This window comes from Paenibacillus sp. ACRRY (assembly GCF_022346995.1).
Taxonomy (GTDB): domain Bacteria; phylum Bacillota; class Bacilli; order Paenibacillales; family Paenibacillaceae; genus Paenibacillus.
The window spans coordinates 1,873,641-1,897,799 of the sequence record NZ_JAKRNM010000001.1 but is presented as its reverse complement, the minus strand read 5'-3'; the positions used below and the strand labels follow the sequence as shown (position 1 = coordinate 1,897,799).

The window sequence follows — 24,159 nt, the reverse complement described above, 5'->3', positions numbered from 1 at the left end:
CGCAAAGAACGGGGGCTCATGCGATGAATCGGATTCGAAAATCTGGCGGCTTCAGAGCTTCGATCTTTGTGATCGTGGTGGCTCTGGTTGTCTACGTTGCAGTGTATATGCCAACGCCATATATCATCTATATGCCTGGCAGCGCGGATGAAGTAAAACCGATGGTTACGGTTAAGGATGGAGACCAGGAAGAACGTGGTGTATTCATGATGACGACCGTGTCGGCAACGTATGCCAATGTGTTTTTGCTGGGTACGTCCCTGTTTAACCGAAATATGCAAATTGACAAAAAGGAAGACCGCCTGCAAGGAAAAACGGAAGCAGAGTACTCTGCCGAACAGGTATGGTTCATGAGCGATTCTCAATCTTCCGCTATGGAAGCTGCTTATGAGCAGGCGGGTGTTAAGTATTCCATTGTTCCTGAACATATCTTCGTGTTTGGCTTATCAGAGGACCCGAAGCCACAGGGAGATATTGCTCCTGGCGATATTATCCTGGGCGTGAACGGAACAGCTACACCGGATAACACGGTATTATCTGCCCAGTTGAAGGACAAAAAAGTGGGAGATACGGTAGAGATGCAATTGGAACGCGGAGGCGAGACGATTAGCCGTGATGTGAAACTGATTGAAGTCAAAGACAGCAAAACGGGTGATACTCGGCCCGGCTTGGGTGTAATGATCGGAACCGTTCAGAAAGTAAAGCCTGAAGATTCGGATAAACAAATTACGTTTACGGATACTCAGGTTGGCGGTCCTTCGGCCGGATTGATGTTTACCCTGGAAATTTATAATCAGCTTACTCCCGGAGATCTTACCCAAGGTCACCGAATTGCCGGCACAGGCACGATCACCAAGGAAGGCGTAGTCGGTCCCATTGGTGGTGTGGTGCATAAAATCGTTGCCGCGGATCGAAAAGAGGCAGAGATTTTCTTCGTTCCGAAACAGAATTATCAGGAAGCCGAAGCCAAAGCGGAACAGATTGGCACTCAAATGAAGCTGGTTCCAGTGAATACGGTAGACGATGCCCTCGCTTATCTGAAAACATTGTCTGCCAAATCATAAAAGGTTGATGTGGATAATGTGATTAGGAGCAAGCGCGTTATCAAGGAAGAGTGAGATTAGATAAATTGAAATCCCCTATGCGATCGTTTGAATAAACGACACGACATAGGGGATTTTTTTGATAAGAACATTTATGAACAAATTATTGTACAAACGTTTAGCATCGAACTGGCGGCTCATAATAGTCGCTGTACATGGCCCGTGTGTCCGTCTGCTCGTAAGAGAGGGCATACGCTGCTTGTGCCTGCACATCAAGCTCCAGCTGGTTGTGAGTGAAGATAGACGGTTTCAGCACAACAGGCAGGGAGGAAGCCGTTTTCATCTGTTTCAACAGACTTTGGCCCAGTGAATTGAATCCAAGGACACGAAGATAACCGGGGCCTTCGGCTAGCTGGTCCGGGGTCAATTCGGCCTTGGCATGATTCAACAGAACATGGGTCAACATTCGCTGCAGCTTGGTGCGCGTGTACCGTTTGGTTTTGAGTGCATCCAGCAGCGATTCGACCGATGGCTCCGGAAGCTGAGCCAGTGTGCGGAGCAGCCTGTGCTCCAATCCTTCCGTGACTTCGGCGATATTTGCCAGCTCGGAGGCACGGCGGGTCGCCGCGGTGTGCAGCAGCGGCTGGGCGAAGCGCTCCCAGTGTACGGGAGCGCGTCCTGCTTGCCATTCGCGCTGCAGAATGGCAAGTGTTGCCGCCGGCACATACGGCGCGGCGGCCTGGAGCCCGTCCGCCATCAGCAGGCGGCGGACGGCTGTTGCACTGGCGATCGCCCCCGGTCCGGGCGTCGCCTCATGGTACGCGGCACCGGTGCGTGCCGTCGTCAATGGCTGGATCGCGCTGCCGAGTCGTTCCAGCGCGATCAGGTAGTGCAGCCCAAGCGAATTGTTGGGCTGCCCGAGCAGTGCAGCGGCGGCGTCTTCACTCACGCCGCCGGGCGCCAGCGCTGCCGCCGCGCCTGCGTACGCGGCGGGGTAGCTGGCGCCTTCCCGCAGGCGCCGCGCGATGTCCTCGCGCAGCCCTGCGGGTTCCACAGCCAGCACGCGCGCAATGCGCTGCAGGCTGTCCAGGTCACCGGACTCGCTGCCGAAGCAGAGCGAGTCCACGACCCCGGTGCGGTGCAGCAGCGAGACTGCACCGAAGGCAAACCATTCCGCCGGTTGTACCGCATAAGCAACCGGCAGCTCAATCACCAGATCGGCGCCTGCGTGCAGCGCCATCTCGGTACGAGCCCTTTTACCCACAATGGCGGGTTCCCCTCGCTGGAGAAAAGGGCCGCTCATGACGGCCACAAGGGCATCTGCTCCGCTTAGCCGTCTGGCCTCATTCAAGTGATAGACATGTCCGTTATGCAGCGGATTATATTCAACAATAACACCTACAGCTTTCATCAGCGGGCACTCCTTTCAGTTACAAGTTATATATCTTCAATACCTGACTGGAATTTTTGTTCAAATTGGTTGATAAAGTTCATTGCTGCTTCGCCGAGCAGAAATGTCTTGTTTAATAATAGGGGATACGAGCATCCTTATTCAAATAATAAGCGCTAAGAAAACGTCAAAAAAGCACAGAGTCGCATTCAGATGAATACGGCCCGTGCTTTCAGGGGAGTCACTGCTGATCTTTTATTATTTTCTCCTGAAGATAAATTATATGGCTTCCGATGCAGGAATCAGGTTTGTTTTGGGTCCAAAGAACTCATAATGAATATTCTCAGGTGAAACGCCAATCTCGCATAGTGCCGCATAGATCGTCTGCATAAAGGGGACAGAACCGGTCAAATAGTAATGGGATTCCAGGGGCTCGCGGATAATCTGTGACAGCCAGGCTGCATCAACATAACCCTCTCTATGAAAACGTGACAGCGTGCGGTCATCTGGTGTTGGCTGTGCATAACAATAAAATGCCTGTATGTCCTCGTGCTGTTCTGCCAATGTATTTACATGATCTCGAAAAGCATGAACTTCGCCATTTAGGGCAGCATGAACAAAAGTGACTGAACGCTGGACTTCACTGTCAACCAGGGTGTTCAACATGCTGATCATCGGAGTGAGCCCAACGCCACCGCTCAATAATACGACATCGCGTGGATCCTCCGTGTTCAGTGTGAAATCGCCCGCAGGAGCAGACAATTCGACCACGTTTCCTTCTGTGATATGATCATGCAGATATGTCGATATAACACCATCTGGCCGTTCCATCCGAGCACTTTCTCGTTTAACAGAAATACGGTAATACGGTTTTCCTGGAGCGTCCGAAAGACTGTACTGTCTAATTTGGGCATACGCATTTCCCTCAGGTTTCATCCGGAGGCTGATATACTGTCCAGGTTGATATGTGGCTATGGGACTGCCGTCCGTTGGCACTAGATAAAAGGAAGTAATCAGGTCACTTTCTTTCACCTTTTTGGCAACCTGGAATGACCGGAAACCTTCCCAGCCACCATTTTGGTTTTCACTTGCTGTATACAGATCCTTCTCTAAACCGATAAAGACACCTGCAATAACATTGTAGGCGTCGGCCCACGCAGCAATAATCTCCTCGGTCGCAGCATCACCCAGCACATCCTTGATCGCTTTCAGCAAATAGGTGCCCACGATTTCGTATTGTTCCGGGGCAATGCCAAGACTGCGGTGTTTGTGCGCAACCTGACGAACGGCTGGCAGGACCGCGGCGAGATTATCAATATGCAGGGCAGCAGCGTATACCATATTGGCAAGAGCGGCCTGCTGCCGTCCCTGTTTTTGGTTAGCATGATTGAAAATATTCAAGAGTTCGGGATGATGTGCAAACATCGTTTTATAGAAATGGCTGGTAATGGCCTCTCCGTGAACTTCAAGTACAGGTACGGTGGATTTGATCACTCGAATTGTATTTTCGCTTAACATGGATTTTTCCTCCTATAAATGGATTGACAATTTAGATGGATAACCTGGTGCCATTTATCTATTATGCGTGGCATATAGCAAGTATAGATAGGGTCTAAAGGGGGACGTGTGATCTACATCACACGAATAATTAAAGAAATGTGTCCGTCATGCAAGCAAAAGGATTAACTTGTAGTATGGCGCAGAGAAAGTTTATAATGCTGTAGAGTGTTTTTGTCGTTCGGGTATCTTTCTTTTCCAAAAGGGTGTAAAGTTAAAAGTGTTGACAAACGTCTTGGAAAATCGGTATAATGATTTTTGTTTGTTAAGTCAATTTCATAATACTTTTAACGATGAATCGTCAGAATACATACAGTCAAGATATGAAGCGCATCACGATCAGCTTGATCTGTATAACTGCCGTTAAGCATTTAACATGAATTATGAGATTGGTTTCGTTTGGAGTGATGGGAAATGTTATTGCCATTTCGCAAAGTGGCTATCAGTGACCGGCCCCTGCAGTTCAATGAACAGTGGGATATTAAGGAACTGATTTCTAACCGACAAGATATCACAGCCGTTACCCCGCTGACTGCGGATTTATCTGCAGAACAAGCAACGGGGGGCGTGGTGGATGTTCATGGCAAAGTGTCAGCAGGAGTGGACATGTTGTGCTCACGTTGTCTCAAGCCGATTAGTGAACATCTTCATATTGATTTTCATGAGCAATTCAAGCAGGGAGAACAGCCGGAGGACTTGTCTGAAGATGATGATACTGTCTATGTGGATGGAGAGGACATCGATCTGAAGCTATATGCCGAGGAAGCTTTTCTGCTGCACCTACCGTTTATACCGCTATGCAGCGATACATGCAAAGGGCTATGTCCAAAGTGTGGCCATGAGCTGAACGAGGGTGACTGCGGTTGCGATAACGAAGTTATCGACCCGCGGCTTGCAGGGCTCAAGGATTTTTTTAAATGAGCAAATGAAAATCTAGTGTAACAACTACCTGCAAAGGTTGATTTTGATAAGGAGGTGGGAATAATGGCAGTACCTCAACGGAGAACGTCCAAGACGCGTCGCGACAAACGTCGCACTCACTTTAAATTGGCTGTACCGGGCATGGTGAAATGTGAACAATGCGGCGAATTGAAGCTTGCTCACCACGTGTGCAAAGTGTGCGGAACGTACAAAGCAAGAGAGATCATCTCTCAATAATAGTTAGACATCAAGTAGTACTTCATTTCGATGAGGTACTACTTTTTTTGAATGTTCAAATTAGTATTCGTATTAGGGGAATGGCTGACTTCCGTTAACTGTTTCAAGAAGAAAGATTAGTAGAATGCAGGAGGGCGGCTGTTCAGCACAGAATGGTTTTTCCCCGCCCAGTCTTTCTTTTTGACACAGGATGAGATATACTATGCCTTAGTACCAGGTTCTAAGATTTGGGGTTACATAGAGAAGAACCATAAATTTGTGTGTTGAAAACCTCTGATAGGTCAGAGGTTCAATTATAGAGAACGACATGAAACGATAGAACGGACCGGCATGGGACGCTTTCATATACGATACAGCGGGGGGTGTCAGGCATCGAACGTGTACCGAAGAGACAGAGGCAGCAGCAATTGACCAAAATGATCGAAGATAATCCGTTTGTAACGGATCAGGAACTTACACGCCAGTTGAAGGTGAGTATTCAAACGATTCGCCTCGACCGGCTGGAGCTGGGGATTCCTGAACTTCGTGAACGAATGAAACTGATGGCAGAGCGTTCGTATGACCAGGTACGCTCGCTGCCTCTGCATGAGATTATCGGTGATATTGTAGATTTGCAGCTGGACAAAAGTGGGATCTCCTTGTTTGAGATTAAGGAAGAGCATGTATTTTCTAGGACGGGAATTGCTCGTGGTCACTATGTATTTGCCCAGGCTAACTCCCTGGCAGTCGCTGTCATTAATGACGAGATTGCATTGACGGCTTCGGCCGATATTCGATTTGTTCGTTCGGTTCATCTGGCCGAGAAATGTATTGCGAAAGCGTATGTGAGATCGATCTCGGGTCAAAAGGGGAAAGCAAAAGTTGAAGTGTTCACCTATGTAGGTGAGGAAATGGTGTTTCAAGGCAACTTTGTCATCTACCGTTCTGGTGGAGAAGACAGCCTAGAGGGAGGTCATCTGGAATGAAAATCGTCATTGATGCTATGGGAGGCGATCATGCACCAAAGGCAACGGTAGAAGGTGCAATTGCTGCCGCCACGGAATGGGCAGATACACAGATCGTGCTTGTTGGCGATGAAGCCAAGCTTGAACCGCTTTTGAATCAATCTGCTGTGAAGCCGGCTAACCTGTCTGTTCGTCATGCTTCGGAAGTGATCGGTTCGGATGACGAGCCCGTTAAGGCAGTCCGTCGCAAAAAGGATGCCTCCATGGTGGTCGCGGGCCGCATGCTTAAGGAAGGCGAAGCAGATGCCATGATCTCTGCAGGTAATACTGGAGCGCTTATGACAACTGGACTGCTCGTGGTGGGGCGCATGGAAGGCATTGAACGACCGGCGCTTGCGCCAATGATTCCAACGATAGATGATGTTGGCGTGCTTGCACTGGATCTGGGTGCAAACATGGATGCCAAGCCCGAACATTTGGCACAATATGGACTTATGGGTAGCCTATATCGGCAGAAAGTGCAAGGAGTCGACTCACCCAGAGTAGGGTTGCTCAATGTTGGAACGGAGCCGGGCAAAGGGAATGAACTGACGAAGCACGCATATCCACTACTAGAGCAGCTCCCGATACGATTTGTCGGTAATGTGGAAGCTCGAGATGTACTTACAGGTGCATGTGACGTTCTTGTCTGTGATGGGTTTGCAGGTAACATATTGCTCAAATCACTGGAAGGCACAGCGGGTGCCATCTTCGCATTGCTTAAGGAACAGTTCTCATCTTCGCTCAAAAGCAAACTGGCTGCTGCGGTGCTCATGCCTGAGCTGCGCGGTCTGAAACGGAAACTGGATTATACCGAGCATGGCGGTGCGCCGCTTCTCGGTTTGAGTAGACTAGTTGTCAAAAGTCATGGATCAGCGGATGGCAATGCGATCAAAAACGCTGTTCGCCAAGCTAGAATTGCAGTGCAGAACCAATTGGTGGAGAGCATATCTAAGGAAATTAGCGGGAAGTGAGTGACGACATGAATAATTTGCGCCCGGTAGGGGTTATTGGTACAGGGAAATATGTACCTGAGAAAATTTTGACAAACAGTGACCTTGAGAAAATGGTAGATACCAATGACGAGTGGATCGTTAGCCGCACTGGAATCAAGGAACGTCATATCGCAGCTCCGGATCAAGCGACTTCGGACCTGGCATACGAAGCGGCTATGAAGGCACTTGAGTCTGCTGGAATGACAGGCAGTGATCTGGATCTGATTATCGTAGCAACAATTACGCCGGACTCTGCTTTTCCATCTACGGCCTGCATTCTGCAGGATAAGCTCGGTGCCAAAGGCGCTGCGGCATTTGATTTGTCTGCTGCATGTTCAGGATTTGTATATGGTCTTGCGACAGCAACCAGCTTTATCCAAAGTGGCATGTATAACAACGCGCTAGTTATTGGTGCAGATTGTCTATCCCGGATCACGGACTATACAGACCGTAACACATGCGTATTGTTTGGCGACGGAGCGGGCGCAGTGGTAATTGGCGAAGTTCCTGAAGGTCGTGGATTCAAATCGTTTGACCTTGGAGCCGAAGGTGCTGGTGGTGGCCTGCTTCAATTGGAGGGCGGCGGTTCCCGTCTGCCTGCATCCGCAGAGACTGTTGAGAATAAAAAACACTACATTTACATGAATGGCCGTGAAGTGTTCAAATTTGCCGTACGTGTTATGGGAACAGCAACGGATGAAGTTCTGCGCAAAGCAGGCATGGAGCGCACGGACGTAGATCTGTTTGTTCCTCATCAGGCCAACATTCGTATCATTCAATCCGCCATGCAGCGACTTGAGCTTCCCGAAGAAAAAGTGGTTGTCAACGTAGACAAATACGCCAATACTTCGGCAGCATCGATCCCGCTCGCATTGGTGGAGGCAGCTGAAGAAGGCCGCATGAAAGCCGGAGACACCATCTTGATGGTTGGGTTCGGGGGCGGACTGACTTGGGGTGCATCTGTACTCGTTTGGTAAATTAGATAGCTGGGAGAGATAAATCTAATGAGCAAAATCGCATTTGTATTTCCTGGACAGGGATCACAGGCTGTAGGCATGGCCAAGGACGCGTATGAGTCCGTGCCTGCGGCAGCAGAAATATTCCGTACAGCCGATGATGTGCTGGGCTTCTCGCTGAGCAATCTCGTGTTTGAAGGACCAGAGGCCGAGTTGAAACAGACATCAAATACACAACCGGCGCTGCTCACTGCAAGTATTGCATTGCTTGAGGCTTTTAAAGAAAAAGGGATTCAGCCCGACTATACGGCTGGACACAGTCTGGGTGAATACAGTGCTCTCGTTGCAGCGGGCGTTCTGTCGTTTGCTGACGCCGTGAGCATTGTACGGGCACGTGGCCAATATATGGAACAAGCAGTACCAGGTGGGCAGGGAGCAATGGCTGCTGTTCTGGGTGCGGATCGGGAAGCGCTGGGGGTGCTTTGCCGAGACGTATCCGAAACGGGTCATGCGGTTGAACTTGCTAACATGAACTGTCCGGGTCAAATTGTTATTTCCGGTGTCAAAGAAGGTGTAGCTGCCGTAGCGGAACGGGTGAAAGAAGCTGGCGGCAAGCGTGCCATTCCACTGGAAGTGAGCGGTCCTTTTCATTCCTCATTGATGAAGGAAGCTGCTGGGAAACTGGCAGAGAAGCTGGAGACCGTAACATTCTCGCCAGCCAAGGTTCCAGTAGTCGCTAACGTGACAGCAAGACCTGTGGAAAATGGACAGGTTCAACAATTGTTGACAGAACAGGTCTATTCTCCGGTTTTATGGGAAGACAGTGTGACATGGCTTATTGAGCAAGGTGTAGATACCTTCGTTGAGATTGGTTCTGGAAGTGTATTGACCGGATTGATTAAAAAAACTGATAAATCCGTAAAATTGTACAATGTGAACAGTCTTGAAACGCTTGAAGCTGCTGCAGCTGCATTAAAGTGATTGAATGATTGAATGACAGGTTATTTGGGGAAAGGAGGAATTATGTTGTCTAAACCATTAGAAGGTAAAAACGCACTGGTAACAGGGGCCTCCCGCGGGATTGGCCGCAGCATTGCACTCGCTTTGGCTGAAGCTGGTGCCAATGTAGCCGTAAACTACGCAGGCAGTCAGGCTGCTGCTGAAGAAGTGGCGGAAGAGATTCGTGCCAAGGGAGTTCAGGCCATCACCATTCAAGCGAATGTTGGAGTAATGGATGAAGCTGAACAAATGGTCAAAGCTACTCTTGAAGCCTGGGGCAATGTTGACATTCTGATTAACAATGCGGGGATTACACGTGATAATCTGATCATGCGCATGAAAGAGGAAGAGTTTGACCAGGTTATTGAGACCAATCTCAAAGGGGTATTTAACTGCCTTAAAGCCGTTACTCGTCCAATGATGAAACAACGCTCAGGCAGAATTATTAATATCTCTTCGGTTGTTGGTGTTCTGGGGAATGCCGGACAAGCCAACTATGTTGCTGCCAAGGCGGGGGTCATCGGTTTGACCAAGGCTTCCGCTCGTGAACTGGCTTCCCGTGGCATCACGGTTAACTGTGTAGCACCTGGGTTCATTGAGACGGATATGACCAAGGAATTGTCACAGGAACTCGTAGATGGTATGCTGAGTGGCATTCCACTGTCCCGACTGGGTCAGCCGGATGAAATTGCCGGAGTCGTTACATTCCTGGCATCGGGAGCTTCATCGTATATGACAGGGCAGACATTGCACGTCGATGGCGGCATGTACATGTAAAACTTCCCGGACTTAAATTAATAGTCGGGGAACAGGCGCTGGACGATCCGAAATGCCGGAAAAAGGCCGGGTTCCCCGGCCGGGAGCCGCATATGTCTTCTATGGCATTTTGCCTGCGATTCTCGTATAATACCAAGGAGGAGGTGAACCGGATGTCCGATGTATTGGAGCGTGTAAAACGCATCGTCGTCGACCGCTTGGGCGCAGACGAAGCTGAAGTTACACTTGAAGCATCTTTCAAAGAAGATTTGGGTGCTGATTCTTTGGATGTAGTAGAATTGGTCATGGAATTGGAAGATGAATTCGATTTGGAAATCTCTGATGAAGATGCAGAAAAAATCACGACCGTAGGTGAAGTTGTAAACTACATACAATCTCATACCTAAAGTCAATTCAGTCCCGCACCTGTTTTCGAACAGGCGGGACTTCTCATCATTCATTGGTTTTTCTCATTCCGCAGCGATGCTGATTCAGCTTGATTTTCGGATCGGGATGGGTGAGCATCCGCTTGCGGATATTCCCACAAAATAATTGCGCAAGCAGTCGATATAGAGGTGAGTCGGTTTGAAACAAAGAGTAGTAATTACCGGAATGGGCGTAATGACATCGCTCGGAAAAGATTTGGAAACGTTCTGGGGAAGTTTAATGGCAGGCAAGTCCGGAATCTCTCAGATTGAGGCCTTTGATGTGAGTGAATACACGACACAAATTGCTGCCGAAATTAAGGATTTCAACCCGGATGAATATATGGATCGTAAGGATGCTCGCAAAATGGACCGCTTTGTTCAATTTGCTGTAGCAGCTGGTTTCAAAGCTGTTGAAGACAGTGGTTTGAAGATTAATGAGAACATCGAAGCCGAGCGCTTTGGCGTTTCCATCGGATCAGGTATTGGTGGATTGGGAACTTGGGAGGACCAGCACAACGCATTGCTGCAAAAAGGTCCAAAACGGGTAAGCCCATTCTTCATCCCTATGATGATCTCTAACATGGCTTCTGGCCAAATGTCGATTTCTCTTGGTGCTAAAGGTCCAAACACCAACGTTGTAACAGCATGCGCTACAGGAACGCATTCCATTGGAGACTCTTTCAAGATGATTGCAAATGGGGATGCAGACGCAATGATCTGCGGTGGTGCGGAAGCGACAATCAGACCAACGGGTCTGGCTGGTTTCTGTGCAATGCGCGCGATGTCTACACGTAATGACGAACCGGCTAAGGCAAGCCGTCCTTTTGATACAGGACGTGACGGATTCGTGATGGGTGAGGGAGCAGGAATTCTGATTCTGGAATCGCTGGAACATGCTCAAAAACGTGGTGCACGTATCTATGGTGAAGTGATCGGTTACGGTCTGACTGGCGATGCGCATCATATGACTGAGCCGGATCCGGATGGAGCAGCACGCTGCATGAAGATGGCTCTTCGCAATGCCGGAATTGAACCGGAAGAAGTGGACTACATCAACGCACATGGTACGTCAACACCTGTAGGTGACCGATCCGAAACGCTGGCGATCAAAAAGGCGTTTGGTGATCACGCGTACAAGCTTGCAGTAAGTTCCACTAAATCCATGACAGGTCACATGCTGGGTGCAGCTGGTGGCGTGGAAGCCGTAATTTGCGGATTGTCTCTGACTCATCAGACACTCGCACCTACGATCAATTTGGAAAATCAGGATCCGGAATGCGATCTGGATTATGTTCCGAATGTTCCGCGTGAAACTAACGTGAACGTAGTCATGTCCAACTCGTTTGGATTTGGCGGTCACAATGCCACCATTATTCTCAAAAAATTTGAAGCATAAGGGGCTAGTTCGTTTGAGTGAAGATCTGAAGCAGTTACAACACAAACTTCAAATCAAATTTGACAACAGGCAGCTTCTAAAACAAGCGTTTACCCATGCTTCTTATGTAAACGAACACCGATTCAGTCAGCACCAGGATAACGAACGTCTGGAGTTCTTGGGCGATGCGGTGCTTGAGTTGACTGTATCGGAATACTTGTATCATTTGTATCCTAACCGTCCGGAAGGTGAATTAACGAAGCTGCGGGCATCTATTGTCTGCGAGCCTTCCCTCGTCAAATTTGCAGAAGCACTTTGTTTTGGTCAGTATGTACTCCTTGGTAAAGGTGAGGAACTTACTGGAGGACGAACACGGCCGGCTTTGCTGGCTGATGTGTTTGAATCTTTCATCGGTGCATTGTATCTGGATCAGGGACTGGAGCCAGTCAGAACGTTTCTGGACCAGCATGTTTTTCCGTTGATCGTTCTGGGCGGCAAGCTTCAGATGAGCGATTACAAGACGGAACTGCAGGAACTCACTCAGCATCACAATATGGGAGCTCTTGAGTATCGGATCGTCGAAGAACGGGGCCCTGCCCATGAACGTGAGTTTGTCTCGGAGGTCCATATGGGTCAAGAACGGCTTGGCAGAGGTACAGGACGTTCCAAAAAGGAAGCCGAGCAGCAAGCTGCATCCGCAGCGCTTGATCGATTGAAGCTTCCGGAAGCCTGAGCTTTACCGGGTAGCGCATAGACAAACGAAGAGCAAAGAGCAGCCCCTCGGGTCCGCCCCGGCGGAAATTATCGGCCGGACTGCTTTTTGCTCTTTTTTTTGTAAAGAGAGGATTGGGAAAAATAATTCAGTCCTAATCCAGGATCAGCGCTGAAGGAGCACATGAAATAAGCAAGAGGAGGTGACGGGATACCCTATGTTTCTGAAACGAATTGAACTGGGTGGATTCAAGTCATTCGCCGACAAAACAGAGATGGAATTCGTTCGCGGCATTACGGCTGTCGTAGGTCCGAACGGAAGTGGCAAGAGTAATATTTCAGACGGTATTCGCTGGGTACTTGGGGAACAAAGTGCCAAATCCCTGCGGGGCGGCAAAATGGAAGACATCATTTTTGCCGGCAGCGATGCAAGAAAAGCCGTCAATTTCGGTGAAGTGTCGTTAACTTTGGATAATGAAGATCACGCGCTTGCCCTTGATTTTGGTGAAGTGACAGTGACACGTCGTGTACATCGCAGCGGGGACAGTGAATATTTTATTAACAAACAGTCCTGCCGGCTGAAAGATATAACGGAATTGTTTATGGATACCGGGATCGGTAAGGAAGCTTACTCCATTATCGGACAGGGACGTATCGAGGAAATTTTGAGTACTCGTTCCGAGGATCGCAGGGGTATTTTTGAAGAGGCATCCGGTATTGTGAAGTATAAATCCCGTAAGAGGGATGCCACACGCAAACTGGATGAGACGGAGCAGAACTTGCTGCGTATTCACGATTTGGTTACAGAACTGGAGGACCAGATTGGTCCATTGAGAGAACAGTCGGAAAAAGCGATTCACTACAAGGAATTGCGTGGACAGCTCAAATCAAAAGAAATTTCCATGTATGTATATCAAATTGAGCAGATTCATGCGTCCTGGAGCAAGGCGAATGAACGGTTACAGTCGCTAAAAGAAGAAGAAGTCGGTCTTGCAGCAATTGTTTCCACACATGATGCCAAGCTGGAGAGCGACCGGAATGCACTGCGAATTTTGGAAACGGAGACGGAACAGCTTCAATCTGCCTTACTGCAATTCAGTGAGGCCACGGAGAAAAGTGAAGGTCTTGGAGAATTGCTCAAAGAACGTTCTCGTCATCTGCAAACCAATCATGAGCAGCTTACGGTTACACTTGCTGCAAGTGAAGAACGACATCGGGAACGTGAGGCTGAGCTGTTTGCATTACGCGAGAAGTTTGGCAAGCTGGAGCAGGAACTGGCTGAAGTGAGAAACCGTCTGTCTGAAGAAGAGGCGAAGCTCATAGGCGTTACTGGTGGAATCAGTCAGCAGCAGGAAGAAAGCCTTAAAGGGAATTTGCTGGAACTGATGAACCAGATGGCTCAGACGCGCAACGAGATTCGGTATGCCGATCAGCAAAAAGAGTCGCTTGAACGTCGAATGAACCGCGCATCCGAAGAATCTGGCAAATGGGAAGAGCAGAAGGAAACGCTCGAAGCTCGAAAAGCCGAAATCGAGAAAAAAGTGGTTCGATTGGGTAAAGAGATTAGCGATTTGCGCGGCGGATATATAACTGAAAGTGAACGACTGCAATCTTTGCAGAAGCTGCTGGAAGAGAGTCGCAGCACGGTTCGGAAATGGGAACAGAAGCGCGAAGCTCAGGTATCCCGCCGAGATACGATGAAAGAGATGCAGGATGATTTTGACGGATTTATGCTTGGGGTCAAAGAAGTCCTCAAAGCTTCCCGTAAAGGTACTCTTAGTGGTGTACATGGAGCCGTGGCGGAACTGGTTAAGGTTCCTGAAAAAATCGAGTTGGCTGTGGAAACCGCAATGGGTGCTGCACTTCAACATGTCGTTATGGAGAACGAGTCGGTCTCCAGACAGGCCATCGCGTTCCTGAAGCAGCGTCAGCTCGGTAGGGCCACGTTCCTGCCGCTTGATGTCATTCGTCCACGTACCGTTGGTTCCAGTGAGCGTTCCATGATCGAAGGCATGGATGGTTTCGTGGGAATTGGTGCGGATCTTGTACACTTCGATTCCCGTTATGCGAATATTATTGGAAGCCTGCTCGGGAATGTCATTATTGCCGAAACGCTGGAATACGCCAATAAAATTGCGGCACGCTGTCAGTACCGTTTCCGCGTCGTGACCCTTGAAGGGGATGTAGTCAATGCGGGTGGTTCCATGACAGGGGGAAGCCAGCACAAGAAAAATGTAAGTCTTCTCAGCCGGAAACGGCAGCTGGATCAACTGGATCAGGATATTTTGGATACCGAAAACCAGATTGTGAAGCTGCACCGCAGTGTTGATGATGTGAAAACCCAATTGGAACAATGTCAGGACAAGCTGGATGAGCTGCGTCAGTCGGGTGATGATACAAGAAATGCCGAGCAGCAGGCATCCATGGAAATGAAACAGGTCGAGCACGAGCTGCGTCACGTCTTGGAACAGGTTGCAGTTGCTGGTCAGGAGAAAAGCGGATTTACCGAAGAAATCAAAGAGATGGATACGGCACGCGAAACAGCTGTGCAGAAGCTGGAGCAGCTTGAAGAGGAAGAGAAGGCAACTCACCGTGCCATTCATGCTGCAGAGTTTGCCCGCAAAGCGAATGAGTCTGCGAAGGAAGAGCTGCAGAGCCAGTTAACCGAACTGAAAGTCAGAGAGGGTAAACTGGATCAGGAACGGTTCTCGAATGAAGAGCAGCTGCGCCGATTGGAGCGTGAAGTCGAGTCGCTGGTCAAAGATTTACGTCAGAATCGGACATTGCAGGCTTCCATGGAAGCAGACCTGAAGAAAACGCAGGTGGAGAGCGTTAAACAGATTGAAGATCTAAACCAGTTCAAGTTGAAGAAAACGGAAGCTTCCGAGCAGCTGGATTTCAAGCGTGCTGCACGAAGTGAGCTGTCGAAGAAGCTTGAACTTGCTGAGAGTGAAACGAAGGAACAGCGTACACAGTTAAAAGCGGTGGAAGAACAGATGCGTCAGACGGAAATTTCCGTAAACAGGCTTGATGTCGAACTCGAAAACATACTGCGTAAGCTGATGGACGACTATGAACTTGGTTATGAGCTCGCGAAAGAGCGATATCCAGTACCGGAAGATGTAGAGAGCACTCAGGCAGAGGTACAGAAGCTTAAGCGCAGCATCTCAGCCTTGGGAGAAGTCAATCTTGGGGCGATTGAGGAATTCCAGCGGGTTAATGAACGTTACGAGTTCCTGAATGAGCAGAAAAATGATCTGGTGGAAGCTAAAACGACGTTGTATCAAGTCATCCGTGAGATGGAAGATGAGATGGCTAAACGTTTCAAGACAACGTTTGATGCAATCCGCCGTGAGTTCGGTACGGTATTTACCAAGCTATTTGGCGGTGGGCGAGCAGATCTGGTTCTGATGGACCCGGAACGGCTATTGGAAACCGGGATTGATATCGTTGCCCAGCCACCAGGCAAAAAACTTCAAAACCTGCAGCTCTTATCGGGCGGAGAACGCGCATTAACGGCAATGGCACTGCTATTCGCCATCTTGCACGTGAAGCCAGTACCTTTCTGTGTTCTGGATGAAGTCGAGGCAGCGCTGGATGAGGCCAATGTGGTACGTTTCGCCCAGTATTTGCGGGAATTCTCCGAACAGACACAGTTTATCGTTGTTACTCACCGGAAGGGCACCATGGAAGAAGCAGATGTACTATATGGTGTCACCATGGAAGAGGGCGGAGTATCGAAGCTCGTTTCGGTTAGACTGGAAGATGAGGAAGCCGAAATAGCCAGTGCTTAAAGAATTCAATATGCATCAGGAACTTGTTAATTAAATAAACAGCACTAAGATTACGTACACTATGGAGGGGCTTTATGAGTTTCTTTAAAAAGCTGAGAGACAGCATTGCAAGCAAAACGGAGTCGGTAACAAAACAGTTCAAGGATGGACTGGAGAAGACTCGTAAAGGGCTTGTGGAGAAAGTATCCGATCTCGTTATTCGCCGCAAAAAGATCGATGAGGAATTCTATGAGGAACTGGAAGAGATCCTGATTGGAGCGGACGTTGGGGTCAATACCGTTATGAACCTGATTGAAGACCTGCGTGTTGAGGTCAAAAAACGCAAGATCGAAGACGCGGCTGAATTGCAGCCTGTATTGTCCGAGAAATTGACAGACCTGCTGCGCGGTGAGCAAAATAACGAACTGAAGATGAATCCGGACGGCATTACCGTTATTCTGTTTGTCGGTGTCAACGGCGTAGGTAAAACAACAACGATCGGCAAGCTGGCCCATCGTTTTAAACAGCAGGGCAAAAAAGTCATTATGGCTGCTGGTGATACGTTCCGTGCCGGTGCAATTGAGCAGCTTGAGGTATGGGGACAGCGTGCCGGCGTTGAAGTCATCAAGCAGCAGGCGGGATCAGATCCGGCTGCGGTTATGTATGATGCTGTGCAAGCGGCCAAACAGCGTGGCGCAGATGTTTTGCTTTGCGATACGGCAGGTCGTCTGCAGAACAAATCCAATCTCATGGAGGAGCTTAACAAGATCTATCGTGTTATTCAGCGTGAAATCCCGGAAGCTCCACACGAAGTATTGATGGTTCTCGACGCGACAACTGGACAAAATGCATTGAATCAGGCCAAACTGTTTGGGGAGAAGAGCGGCGTGACTGGACTCGTGCTGACGAAGCTGGATGGTACGGCGAAAGGTGGTATCGTCGTTGCCATTCGTCAGGAACTCGATCTGCCAGTGAAGATGGTAGGTCTTGGTGAGAAAATTGACGATCTGCAGCCATTCGATTCCGAGCAATTTGTACATGCCTTGTTTGCCGGATTAATTCAGGAGCAGCCAGCTCAAGTCTCAGAGGAAGAAGAAGCCAATACCTAAAAATTGATAAAATGATAAACCCTATTGCCGTTGATGAGCGTGTACATACATGTTAAGTCACCGGCAATAGGTGTATAATGGAAAAATGTAGACATCTTAAAGGGTTAGAAAGGACGGTTGATATGGCCAATACCTATACCTATACCCGCCGTGAAGAAGTCGCTAATGCAGTGACTCATGGAATCGGCGCTGCGCTCAGTGTAGCAGCACTGGTGCTGTTAATTGTTTTTTCGAGTATGAAAGGTACGGTCTGGCATGTAGTCAGTTTCACGATCTACGGGATCACGATGCTGCTTCTTTATACAAATTCGACAATGGTCCATGCACTGAAAGAAGGCAAGGCCAAGGATCTGTTCGAGTTTTTTGACCATTCCTCGATCTATTTGTTTATTGCAGGTACGTACACGCCATTCCTGTTTGTAGCTGTTCGCGGCACGCTTGGATGGAGTCTGTTCGGAGTCATCTGGGGCATTGCCCTGGCGGGAGTAATTTTCAAAGCCTTCTTCACGAAAAAGTTCCTGTTTATGTCCACGATTTTCTACATTGCCATGGGCTGGCTTATCGTCATTGCCTGGCAACCGCTCGTTGCGGCGATCCCTTCCGGGGGAATAGTCCTCTTGGTAGCAGGTGGGCTGATGTATACACTTGGGACACTTTTTTATGTATGGCGTGGCTTTCCATACCATCATGCGATCTGGCATTTATTTGTGCTCGCTGGCAGTGTTCTTCATTTCTTTGCTGTTCTGTTGTACCTTACGCCTCTCAGATAGGAACGTAAAAACGAATCGACTTCTTAACGAAGACGTATTCGTTTTTTGTTCGTTTTGGAGGTGTTGGATATGAAGAAAAACAGCTACAAATCAATGTTTTGGGTGCTTCAAATAGATGTTTTTTTCGTGACAAGTATTTTTGCTTGACATCCTGATTTGTTTTCGGTATTATTAGGAACGTTGCAAGAGTGTAAAGTGTTTTTCCTTGACGAAGGGAGTGCCCCGATATGAGTCAAGAAAACCGGCTTGAGAAGACAAACCGGATTAACTTGCTGTTTGCTTTTTATGAACGTTTGCTTACTGAGAAACAGCAAACATTTCTGAAATATTACTTTCATGATGATTTCTCGCTTGGTGAAATTGCTGCCGAGTTCGAGATCAGCCGCCAGGCGGTATATGAGCATATCAAGCGTGCTGAACAGGTGCTGGAAAATTACGAAAGCAAGCTTGGCTTGCTAGAGAAGCACGAACGACGCAGCCGCAATCTTGAAGATTTGCAAAATGCACTGGAACGCGCAGGTGTCTCCATTGATAACAACAAACAAATAAACGATATTGTTCACCAGCTCCGGGAATGAGGAAATGGGACGGAACGTATCGGTTCTAAAAACAGTATTACAGCTTAAGGAGGTGGGATCATGGCATTTGAAGGATTAACGACCCGATTGCAGAATGTGTTCAGCAAGCTGCGCGGCAAAGGCAAGGTGTCGGATGAAGATGTTGCCGAAGCTATGCGTGAAGTACGTCTGGCATTGCTCGAAGCGGATGTAAACTTCAAAGTGGTCAAGGAATTCATCGCCAAGGTGAAAGAGAAAGCTGTCGGCAAGGAAGTCATGGAAAGCTTCACACCAGGCATGGTAATTATCGACATCGTTAACAAGGAACTGACGGACTTGATGGGTGGAAGCCAGTCGAAACTGGCTAAAGCGAACAAGCCGCCTACGGTGCTGATGATGGTAGGTTTGCAGGGTGCTGGTAAGACGACGACATCCGGTAAATTGGCTAAAATGCTGCAAAAGCAAAACAGCCGACCATTGCTGGTCGCGGGGGATATTTATCGTCCTGCAGCGATCAAGCAATTGCAAGTACTGGGTGAGCAGATCAAGGCTCCGGTGTTTACACTCGGAGATCAGACAAGCCCGGTGGAGATCGCACGTCAGGGTCTGCAGCATGCTAAGGATAACGGTAATGACTATGTCATTATCGATACCGCGGGACGTTTGCACGTAGATGAGGAACTGATGGAGGAGCTGCGCCAGATTCACAGCGTAGTGAATCCGGACGAAGTCCTGCTTGTGGTCGATAGCATGACTGGTCAGGATGCTGTTAATGTGGCGGAACACTTTAACCAGCAGCTTGACTTGACCGGGGTCGTTCTGACCAAACTGGACGGTGATACGCGCGGTGGTGCTGCCCTTTCGGTAAAAGCAGTAACCGGCTGTCCGATCAAGTTTGCATCACTCGGCGAGAAGCTTGATGCTCTTGAACCTTTCCATCCAGAACGGATGGCTTCACGGATCCTCGGCATGGGGGATATGCTTTCCCTGATTGAGAAAGCACAATCCAACATTGATACCGAAAAAGCCAAGGAAATGGAACGGAAAATGCGTAATGCAGAATTTACGTTCGAGGATTTCCTGGAGCAAATGGATCAGGTGAAGAAGCTGGGACCTATCGATCAGATCATGGATATGATTCCCGGCATGGGCAAGATGAAGCAAGCCAAGGATCTGAAAGTGGACGACAAGCAAATGGGCCGGATTGAAGCGATTGTGTACTCCATGACTACCGAGGAGAAGCGCAACCCCGACATGATCAATCATAGTCGCCGGAAACGTATTGCTACAGGTAGTGGTACATCTCTGGCTGAGGTTAATCGCCTAATCAAGCAGTTTGATGAAATGCGCCGCATGATGAAACAGTTCTCGGATATGATGGGACCTAAAGGCGGCAAGAACAAGGCAATGAAGCAGCTGAAGGGTCTTGGCAAAGGGATGAAGTTTCCTTTCCGTTGATTACAAGGGTTGCTGAGGAATATACAGATTTCATTGAAGGAGGTGAATTTTCAAATGGCAGTTCGTATTCGTCTGAAACGTATGGGTGCTCACAAAGCTCCTTTCTACCGCGTAGTGGTATCGGATTCCCGTTCCCCACGTGACGGTCGTTTTATCGAGGAGATCGGTTACTACAACCCGGTTGAACAACCGGCTGTTGTTAAGATCGATGAAGATAAAGCATTGCAATGGCTTCAAAACGGTGCGCAAGCATCCGACACTGTCCGCAACTTGCTGAGCAAAGCGGGCGTGATGAAGAAGTTCCACGAGTCTAAATTGACTAAATAAGGTGCTGATTCGGAGGGTCATCTATGGAAGAATTAGTAAGCATAATTGCTAAGGCTTTGGTCGATCATCCGGAAGATGTGGCGGTTCGGACGGTTGAGAAAGACCGGCTTGTCGTTTACGAGTTAACTGTTCATCCTGACGATGTCGGGAAGGTTATTGGTAAACAAGGGCGAATCGCAAAATCTCTTCGTACGGTCGTCACATCAGCAGCAGTTAAGATGGATAAACGGGTTACCGTCGATATCATATCTTAAAGATATACGAAAGGGGGTTAGGATGCATGTCCTAGCCCCTTTTCGTGCATGCTGAAACTTAAATAATCGGATTGACTGGCTCGTCAAATGTGAATAGCTTCGGAATTGGTGAAGGAAACGGAATTAATTTTGAAAAAGTGCACGCGCTTACCTTTATCACTGAATTTTAACCTTTGAATAAGAGGATAACAGCGATCGGATAAACGATCTGTAACCGGAACGTCCGTAGGAACATCATCACTATGAATAATATTGAATGAAATGCAGGAGGAACGTATGGCAGAGTTTATGAATGTAGGTAAAATCGTCAATACACACGGAATTCGTGGTGAGTTGAAAATCATGCCTTTAACCGATTTCCCGGAAGTGCGTTTTGCGAAAAATGCGGAGCTGTATTTGTTTACATCCGATAACCACCCTATACTGGTTCATGTGGAATCGGCGCGATTGCATAAAAATATGTATATCGTTCGATTGAAGGAGTACGGAAACATTAATGAAGTGGAAAAGTTCAAAGGCGGCATTGCCAAAGTCTCCAAAGAGAACTTGGCTGAGCTGGAGGAAAATGAGTATTACTTCCACCAAATCGTTGGATGTACTGTTGTGACAGAGGAAGGGGAGAACCTTGGGACAATCTCCGAAATTCTGACGCCTGGAGCCAACGACGTATGGGTTGTTAAAACGGCGGCAGGCAAGGAAATCCTGTTACCCGTTATTGACGATGTGGTGCTTGATGTCGATGTGAATGAGAAACTGGTTAAGGTTCATCTGATGGAAGGATTGCTTTAACATGAGAGTAGATGTACTAACGTTATTTCCAGAAATGTTCGAAGGTGTATTCGGGACAAGCATTCTTGGCAAAGCCCAGACGAAGGGGCTCGTGTCTCTGAATGCAGTAAACTTCCGGAACTATGCTACGAATAAACACAATACGGTTGATGATACACCTTATGGCGGAGGCGGAGGGATGGTATTAAAGCCTGATCCGATCTTTGCTGCTGTGGAGGATGTCCTTGAAAAGCGCAGCGAAGAGTCAGCAGTGTTATCGACCAAACCTCCTCGCATCATTCTAATGTGTCCGCAAGGTGAGACGTTTACACAGAAAAAAGCGGAAGAACTGGTACAAGAAGATCATCTGATTTTTATCTGTGGACATTATGAAGGCTACGATGAGCGTATTCGCGAATTTCTCGTCACCGATGAATTATCCATAGGGGATTATGTGTTAACCGGAGGTGAGCTGCCTGCAATGGTTGCCATTGACAGTGTTGCTCGTCTGATCCCGGGTGTACTTGGAAACGAGACAAGTGCTGTGACGGATTCGTTTAGCACAGGGCTGCTTGAATATCCGCATTATACACGACCGCCTGAATTCAGAGGCATGAAGGTACCGGATGTGTTGTTATCTGGCCATCATCTGAATATTGATGCATGGCGCAGAGAACAATCTCTGATCCGTACGCTGGAACGCAGACCGGATATGCTGGATACCGCTGAATTGACAGAAAAAGAACGGGTATGGCTCGATAAACTTCGTTCTGAGATGGAACGGACTTCCGAGTAGATACAAATTTTAAGATCGCATATTAAGTAGCGTAGCTATGAATACAAGATATAGGCCACCCGTTAGATTAAAGGGGTGGTCTTTTTTTGTTGATGTGGAAGTGTATGTGCAAATTTTGTAACGGTTGAAATTGTAAAAAGATGGATTAAATATACAGACTATAATAAAATATAATTATGAAACATTGTTTCACTAAATGAAACGTAAAGGGGCTGTTTTGAAATGACGTATAACTTCTATGGTCTTGATCATGTCCAACTAGCTGCGCCAGAAGGATGTGAAGGGGAAGCACGGAGATTTTTTCATAACCTTATGGGATGGACAGAAATTCCAAAACCTGAAGCTTTAAAAAAACGTGGTGGCGTATGGTTCCTATGTGGAACCCATCAGGTGCATATTGGAGTACAAAAAGGTTTTGTACCCGCTACAAAAGCTCATCCAGCATTTCACGTTCAGAACTTAGACTTACTTAAGGAACATTTAAGCGGCAAACAGGTTCATATCATGGATGACGATGCGAGAACGGATGAAGGCGTAAAACGCTTCTATGTCAACGATCCGTTTGGCAATCGGCTGGAGTTTTTGGAATGGATGAAATGATGAGGCATAGATCATGTATTTCAAGAGTAAACAATGTGAATGTTTATTTTTATGGAATTCAGAACAAGAGTTATAAAAAATAGATGAGATCTTTATGTTAAATTTAGGATGAGCAATCTATAACGATAAAACGGAGGAGGAAGATTATGTATCATCAGCCTTACGAGATCGGCAGAATAGATATAAGCAAAGCCGGGGAACGCTGCAAAATGCTTCTCGGGGACCTGAATGGAGATGGACGATTAGAGATGCTGCTGGTTCAAGCCGATGGCGGAATCGATGACCGTTATGTTCCGCATCAGGTATCCTGTCTGACGGCATTTGATCTGGATGGAGAGCTTCTCTGGCAGGTGGGAAAGCCTGATCCGAATGCAGGCGGCCAGGGATCTGATTACCCCGCTCAAATCGCGGATTGGGATGGAGACGGGAACAATGAAGTCATTTGTATCATGGGTAAGCAGTTTCTGATTTTGGACGGGAAAACCGGAGATATTAGAAACACACATTCTTTACCGGGTGACGAGGCGCATGACTGCATTATTCTTACGAATCTGACCGGAGATGAACAGAAGCTGGATGTCATACTCAAAGATCGTTATAAAACCTTATGGGCACTTGATCATGATTTTAATCTTCTATGGAAGCACGAAGGTAATGTAGGACATTTCCCATGGGTATACGATATCGATGCAGATGGGAAAGATGAGGTTATGGCAGGCTATGACATGCTGGATCATGATGGAACCTTGCTGTGGTCTTGTACTGATCTGGACGATCATGCCGACTGTATCTGGTTTGGGGATGTGAACGGAGATGGTCATATTGAAATGGTTATCGGCGGCAGTGTAACGGTAATGATGGACCGTTACGGACATGAGATATGGCGCTATGCCGATTCAATTGAATCGCAACACATCGCGTTAGGGAAGTTTTGTGACGGGCTGCCCGGTTTGCAGATCGCTGGTCTTGATCGTATCATCCGCGGTAATGAGCATGGTAAAGACGGAATGTTTTTGCTGGATTGCGAGGGAAAAGAACTCTGGAAGGAAGATCGGACTACACGTGGCTGGCTAACGATCATAGAGCCTGTACGTAACTGGGATGACAGAGGTCTTGATTATATATTGGCTTATCGAAGAGGTGGAGGTGTACTGCCTTCTTTGGTAGATGGACATATGCAAACGGTTGCAGAATTCGGAAAAGAAGGATATGCCGTACATGCAGATCTCTGTCAGACCGGGAAGGAACAGATCATCATTTATGACGCGAGTGAAGCTGTCCTGTATTCCAGCTCCAAGTTTGAACTGACCCCATGGACCTCAAAAAAAGCCGAGCCACAGTCCAAAAGACTGTACAGCTCGACTCTATATCCAGGCGGAGAAGTGTTGATTTAGCT

The 24,159-nt window shown here is 47.9% G+C and carries 24 protein-coding genes; 22 read left to right on the top strand and 2 right to left on the bottom strand.

The window, feature by feature from the left end; all coding sequences use genetic code 11:
• Positions 1 to 23 precede the first annotated feature (23 nt).
• On the top strand, positions 24 to 1,064 hold the full coding sequence (locus MH144_RS08175) for a SepM family pheromone-processing serine protease (RefSeq protein ID WP_239298988.1): 1,041 nt from the start codon (positions 24 to 26) through the stop codon (positions 1,062 to 1,064).
• Positions 1,065 to 1,221: 157 nt separating this feature from the next.
• Here the strand turns inward: MH144_RS08175 and MH144_RS08170 are convergent, their stop codons facing one another.
• Together MH144_RS08170 and hmpA are read right to left on the bottom strand one after the other, a co-directional pair.
• Complete coding sequence (locus MH144_RS08170) at positions 1,222 to 2,454, bottom strand: nucleotidyltransferase (RefSeq protein WP_239298987.1); 1,233 nt, start codon at positions 2,452 to 2,454, stop codon at positions 1,222 to 1,224.
• A gap of 258 nt (positions 2,455 to 2,712) precedes the next feature.
• The gene (hmpA, locus tag MH144_RS08165) at positions 2,713 to 3,951 is read right to left on the bottom strand and encodes an NO-inducible flavohemoprotein (protein ID WP_239298986.1); all 1,239 of its coding nucleotides are present in this window, start codon (positions 3,949 to 3,951) and stop codon (positions 2,713 to 2,715) included.
• 453 nt (positions 3,952 to 4,404) lie between these two features.
• Between hmpA and MH144_RS08160 the strand changes: the two genes are divergently transcribed.
• The 21 genes from MH144_RS08160 (at position 4,405) to MH144_RS08060 (ending at position 24,157) form a co-directional block, all read left to right on the top strand.
• Entirely contained in the window at positions 4,405 to 4,911 is a 507-nt protein-coding gene (locus MH144_RS08160) for a YceD family protein (protein ID WP_095358720.1), read from the top strand.
• 63 nt (positions 4,912 to 4,974) lie between these two features.
• Positions 4,975 to 5,148: a 50S ribosomal protein L32 gene (gene rpmF / locus MH144_RS08155; RefSeq protein WP_090923906.1), complete on the top strand. Its 174-nt coding sequence runs from the start codon at positions 4,975 to 4,977 to the stop codon at positions 5,146 to 5,148.
• Positions 5,149 to 5,564: 416 nt separating this feature from the next.
• Complete coding sequence (gene fapR / locus MH144_RS08150; RefSeq protein ID WP_239299296.1) at positions 5,565 to 6,113, top strand: transcription factor FapR; 549 nt, start codon at positions 5,565 to 5,567, stop codon at positions 6,111 to 6,113.
• Positions 6,110 to 7,105 carry a phosphate acyltransferase PlsX gene (gene plsX / locus MH144_RS08145; RefSeq protein WP_239298985.1) on the top strand — a complete coding sequence of 332 codons (996 nt, stop codon included), beginning with the start codon at positions 6,110 to 6,112 and terminating at the stop codon, positions 7,103 to 7,105. Before fapR ends, plsX begins: the two co-directional genes overlap by 4 nt.
• Before the next feature lie 8 nt (positions 7,106 to 7,113).
• Entirely contained in the window at positions 7,114 to 8,103 is a 990-nt protein-coding gene (locus MH144_RS08140; protein ID WP_095287980.1) for a beta-ketoacyl-ACP synthase III, read from the top strand.
• Between the two features lie 27 nt (positions 8,104 to 8,130).
• Positions 8,131 to 9,063, top strand: coding sequence for an ACP S-malonyltransferase (gene fabD / locus MH144_RS08135; RefSeq protein ID WP_239298984.1), 933 nt, complete (start codon positions 8,131 to 8,133; stop codon positions 9,061 to 9,063).
• Between the two features lie 45 nt (positions 9,064 to 9,108).
• A complete protein-coding gene (gene fabG / locus MH144_RS08130) occupies positions 9,109 to 9,858 on the top strand; it encodes a 3-oxoacyl-[acyl-carrier-protein] reductase (protein WP_095358716.1) in 750 nt (249 codons plus the stop codon).
• Positions 9,859 to 10,010: 152 nt separating this feature from the next.
• Positions 10,011 to 10,244, top strand: a complete 234-nt coding sequence (gene acpP / locus MH144_RS08125; protein ID WP_024630176.1) for an acyl carrier protein — start codon at positions 10,011 to 10,013, stop codon at positions 10,242 to 10,244.
• A 178-nt stretch (positions 10,245 to 10,422) separates the two neighbouring features.
• Positions 10,423 to 11,661 (top strand): beta-ketoacyl-ACP synthase II, encoded by a 1,239-nt coding sequence (fabF, locus tag MH144_RS08120; RefSeq protein WP_095287861.1) that lies wholly within the window; start codon positions 10,423 to 10,425, stop codon positions 11,659 to 11,661.
• A 13-nt stretch (positions 11,662 to 11,674) separates the two neighbouring features.
• Positions 11,675 to 12,373 (top strand): ribonuclease III, encoded by a 699-nt coding sequence (rnc, locus tag MH144_RS08115; protein WP_239298983.1) that lies wholly within the window; start codon positions 11,675 to 11,677, stop codon positions 12,371 to 12,373.
• A 196-nt stretch (positions 12,374 to 12,569) separates the two neighbouring features.
• A complete protein-coding gene (smc, locus tag MH144_RS08110) occupies positions 12,570 to 16,145 on the top strand; it encodes a chromosome segregation protein SMC (RefSeq protein WP_239298982.1) in 3,576 nt (1,191 codons plus the stop codon).
• A gap of 74 nt (positions 16,146 to 16,219) precedes the next feature.
• Positions 16,220 to 17,233: a signal recognition particle-docking protein FtsY gene (gene ftsY / locus MH144_RS08105; RefSeq protein ID WP_239298981.1), complete on the top strand. Its 1,014-nt coding sequence runs from the start codon at positions 16,220 to 16,222 to the stop codon at positions 17,231 to 17,233.
• Between the two features lie 122 nt (positions 17,234 to 17,355).
• Complete coding sequence (trhA, locus tag MH144_RS08100; protein WP_239298980.1) at positions 17,356 to 18,003, top strand: PAQR family membrane homeostasis protein TrhA; 648 nt, start codon at positions 17,356 to 17,358, stop codon at positions 18,001 to 18,003.
• A gap of 227 nt (positions 18,004 to 18,230) precedes the next feature.
• Positions 18,231 to 18,581 (top strand): putative DNA-binding protein, encoded by a 351-nt coding sequence (locus MH144_RS08095; RefSeq protein ID WP_095287857.1) that lies wholly within the window; start codon positions 18,231 to 18,233, stop codon positions 18,579 to 18,581.
• A 60-nt stretch (positions 18,582 to 18,641) separates the two neighbouring features.
• Entirely contained in the window at positions 18,642 to 20,018 is a 1,377-nt protein-coding gene (gene ffh / locus MH144_RS08090) for a signal recognition particle protein (protein ID WP_024630183.1), read from the top strand.
• 54 nt (positions 20,019 to 20,072) lie between these two features.
• Positions 20,073 to 20,345 carry a 30S ribosomal protein S16 gene (gene rpsP / locus MH144_RS08085; RefSeq protein WP_024630184.1) on the top strand — a complete coding sequence of 91 codons (273 nt, stop codon included), beginning with the start codon at positions 20,073 to 20,075 and terminating at the stop codon, positions 20,343 to 20,345.
• A 23-nt stretch (positions 20,346 to 20,368) separates the two neighbouring features.
• Positions 20,369 to 20,599, top strand: a complete 231-nt coding sequence (locus tag MH144_RS08080; RefSeq protein WP_024630185.1) for a KH domain-containing protein — start codon at positions 20,369 to 20,371, stop codon at positions 20,597 to 20,599.
• A 276-nt stretch (positions 20,600 to 20,875) separates the two neighbouring features.
• Positions 20,876 to 21,388: a ribosome maturation factor RimM gene (gene rimM / locus MH144_RS08075; RefSeq protein WP_239298978.1), complete on the top strand. Its 513-nt coding sequence runs from the start codon at positions 20,876 to 20,878 to the stop codon at positions 21,386 to 21,388.
• 1 nt (position 21,389) lies between these two features.
• Complete coding sequence (gene trmD, locus MH144_RS08070) at positions 21,390 to 22,163, top strand: tRNA (guanosine(37)-N1)-methyltransferase TrmD (RefSeq protein ID WP_239298976.1); 774 nt, start codon at positions 21,390 to 21,392, stop codon at positions 22,161 to 22,163.
• Positions 22,164 to 22,385: 222 nt separating this feature from the next.
• A complete protein-coding gene (locus MH144_RS08065) occupies positions 22,386 to 22,763 on the top strand; it encodes a VOC family protein (RefSeq protein ID WP_239298974.1) in 378 nt (125 codons plus the stop codon).
• Between the two features lie 146 nt (positions 22,764 to 22,909).
• Positions 22,910 to 24,157, top strand: coding sequence for a hypothetical protein (locus MH144_RS08060; RefSeq protein ID WP_239298972.1), 1,248 nt, complete (start codon positions 22,910 to 22,912; stop codon positions 24,155 to 24,157).
• Positions 24,158 to 24,159 lie beyond the last annotated feature (2 nt).

What these genes read in the sequence shown, in the direction of transcription:
- fabD (WP_239298984.1), top strand. Translation starts at nt 8,131, where the DNA reads ATGAGCAAAATCGCATTTGTATTTCCTGGACAGGGATCACAGGCTGTA.
- MH144_RS08065 (WP_239298974.1), top strand. Translation starts at nt 22,386, where the DNA reads ATGACGTATAACTTCTATGGTCTTGATCATGTCCAACTAGCTGCGCCA.
- MH144_RS08160 (WP_095358720.1), top strand. Translation starts at nt 4,405, where the DNA reads ATGTTATTGCCATTTCGCAAAGTGGCTATCAGTGACCGGCCCCTGCAG.
- MH144_RS08140 (WP_095287980.1), top strand. Translation starts at nt 7,114, where the DNA reads ATGAATAATTTGCGCCCGGTAGGGGTTATTGGTACAGGGAAATATGTA.
- ftsY (WP_239298981.1), top strand. Translation starts at nt 16,220, where the DNA reads ATGAGTTTCTTTAAAAAGCTGAGAGACAGCATTGCAAGCAAAACGGAG.
- MH144_RS08095 (WP_095287857.1), top strand. Translation starts at nt 18,231, where the DNA reads ATGAGTCAAGAAAACCGGCTTGAGAAGACAAACCGGATTAACTTGCTG.
- hmpA (WP_239298986.1), bottom strand. Translation starts at nt 3,951, where the DNA reads ATGTTAAGCGAAAATACAATTCGAGTGATCAAATCCACCGTACCTGTA.
- MH144_RS08175 (WP_239298988.1), top strand. Translation starts at nt 24, where the DNA reads ATGAATCGGATTCGAAAATCTGGCGGCTTCAGAGCTTCGATCTTTGTG.
- trmD (WP_239298976.1), top strand. Translation starts at nt 21,390, where the DNA reads ATGAGAGTAGATGTACTAACGTTATTTCCAGAAATGTTCGAAGGTGTA.
- smc (WP_239298982.1), top strand. Translation starts at nt 12,570, where the DNA reads ATGTTTCTGAAACGAATTGAACTGGGTGGATTCAAGTCATTCGCCGAC.
- rimM (WP_239298978.1), top strand. Translation starts at nt 20,876, where the DNA reads ATGGCAGAGTTTATGAATGTAGGTAAAATCGTCAATACACACGGAATT.
- plsX (WP_239298985.1), top strand. Translation starts at nt 6,110, where the DNA reads ATGAAAATCGTCATTGATGCTATGGGAGGCGATCATGCACCAAAGGCA.
- rpsP (WP_024630184.1), top strand. Translation starts at nt 20,073, where the DNA reads ATGGCAGTTCGTATTCGTCTGAAACGTATGGGTGCTCACAAAGCTCCT.
- ffh (WP_024630183.1), top strand. Translation starts at nt 18,642, where the DNA reads ATGGCATTTGAAGGATTAACGACCCGATTGCAGAATGTGTTCAGCAAG.
- MH144_RS08060 (WP_239298972.1), top strand. Translation starts at nt 22,910, where the DNA reads ATGTATCATCAGCCTTACGAGATCGGCAGAATAGATATAAGCAAAGCC.
- acpP (WP_024630176.1), top strand. Translation starts at nt 10,011, where the DNA reads ATGTCCGATGTATTGGAGCGTGTAAAACGCATCGTCGTCGACCGCTTG.
- MH144_RS08170 (WP_239298987.1), bottom strand. Translation starts at nt 2,454, where the DNA reads ATGAAAGCTGTAGGTGTTATTGTTGAATATAATCCGCTGCATAACGGA.
- MH144_RS08080 (WP_024630185.1), top strand. Translation starts at nt 20,369, where the DNA reads ATGGAAGAATTAGTAAGCATAATTGCTAAGGCTTTGGTCGATCATCCG.
- fapR (WP_239299296.1), top strand. Translation starts at nt 5,565, where the DNA reads ATGATCGAAGATAATCCGTTTGTAACGGATCAGGAACTTACACGCCAG.
- rpmF (WP_090923906.1), top strand. Translation starts at nt 4,975, where the DNA reads ATGGCAGTACCTCAACGGAGAACGTCCAAGACGCGTCGCGACAAACGT.
- trhA (WP_239298980.1), top strand. Translation starts at nt 17,356, where the DNA reads ATGGCCAATACCTATACCTATACCCGCCGTGAAGAAGTCGCTAATGCA.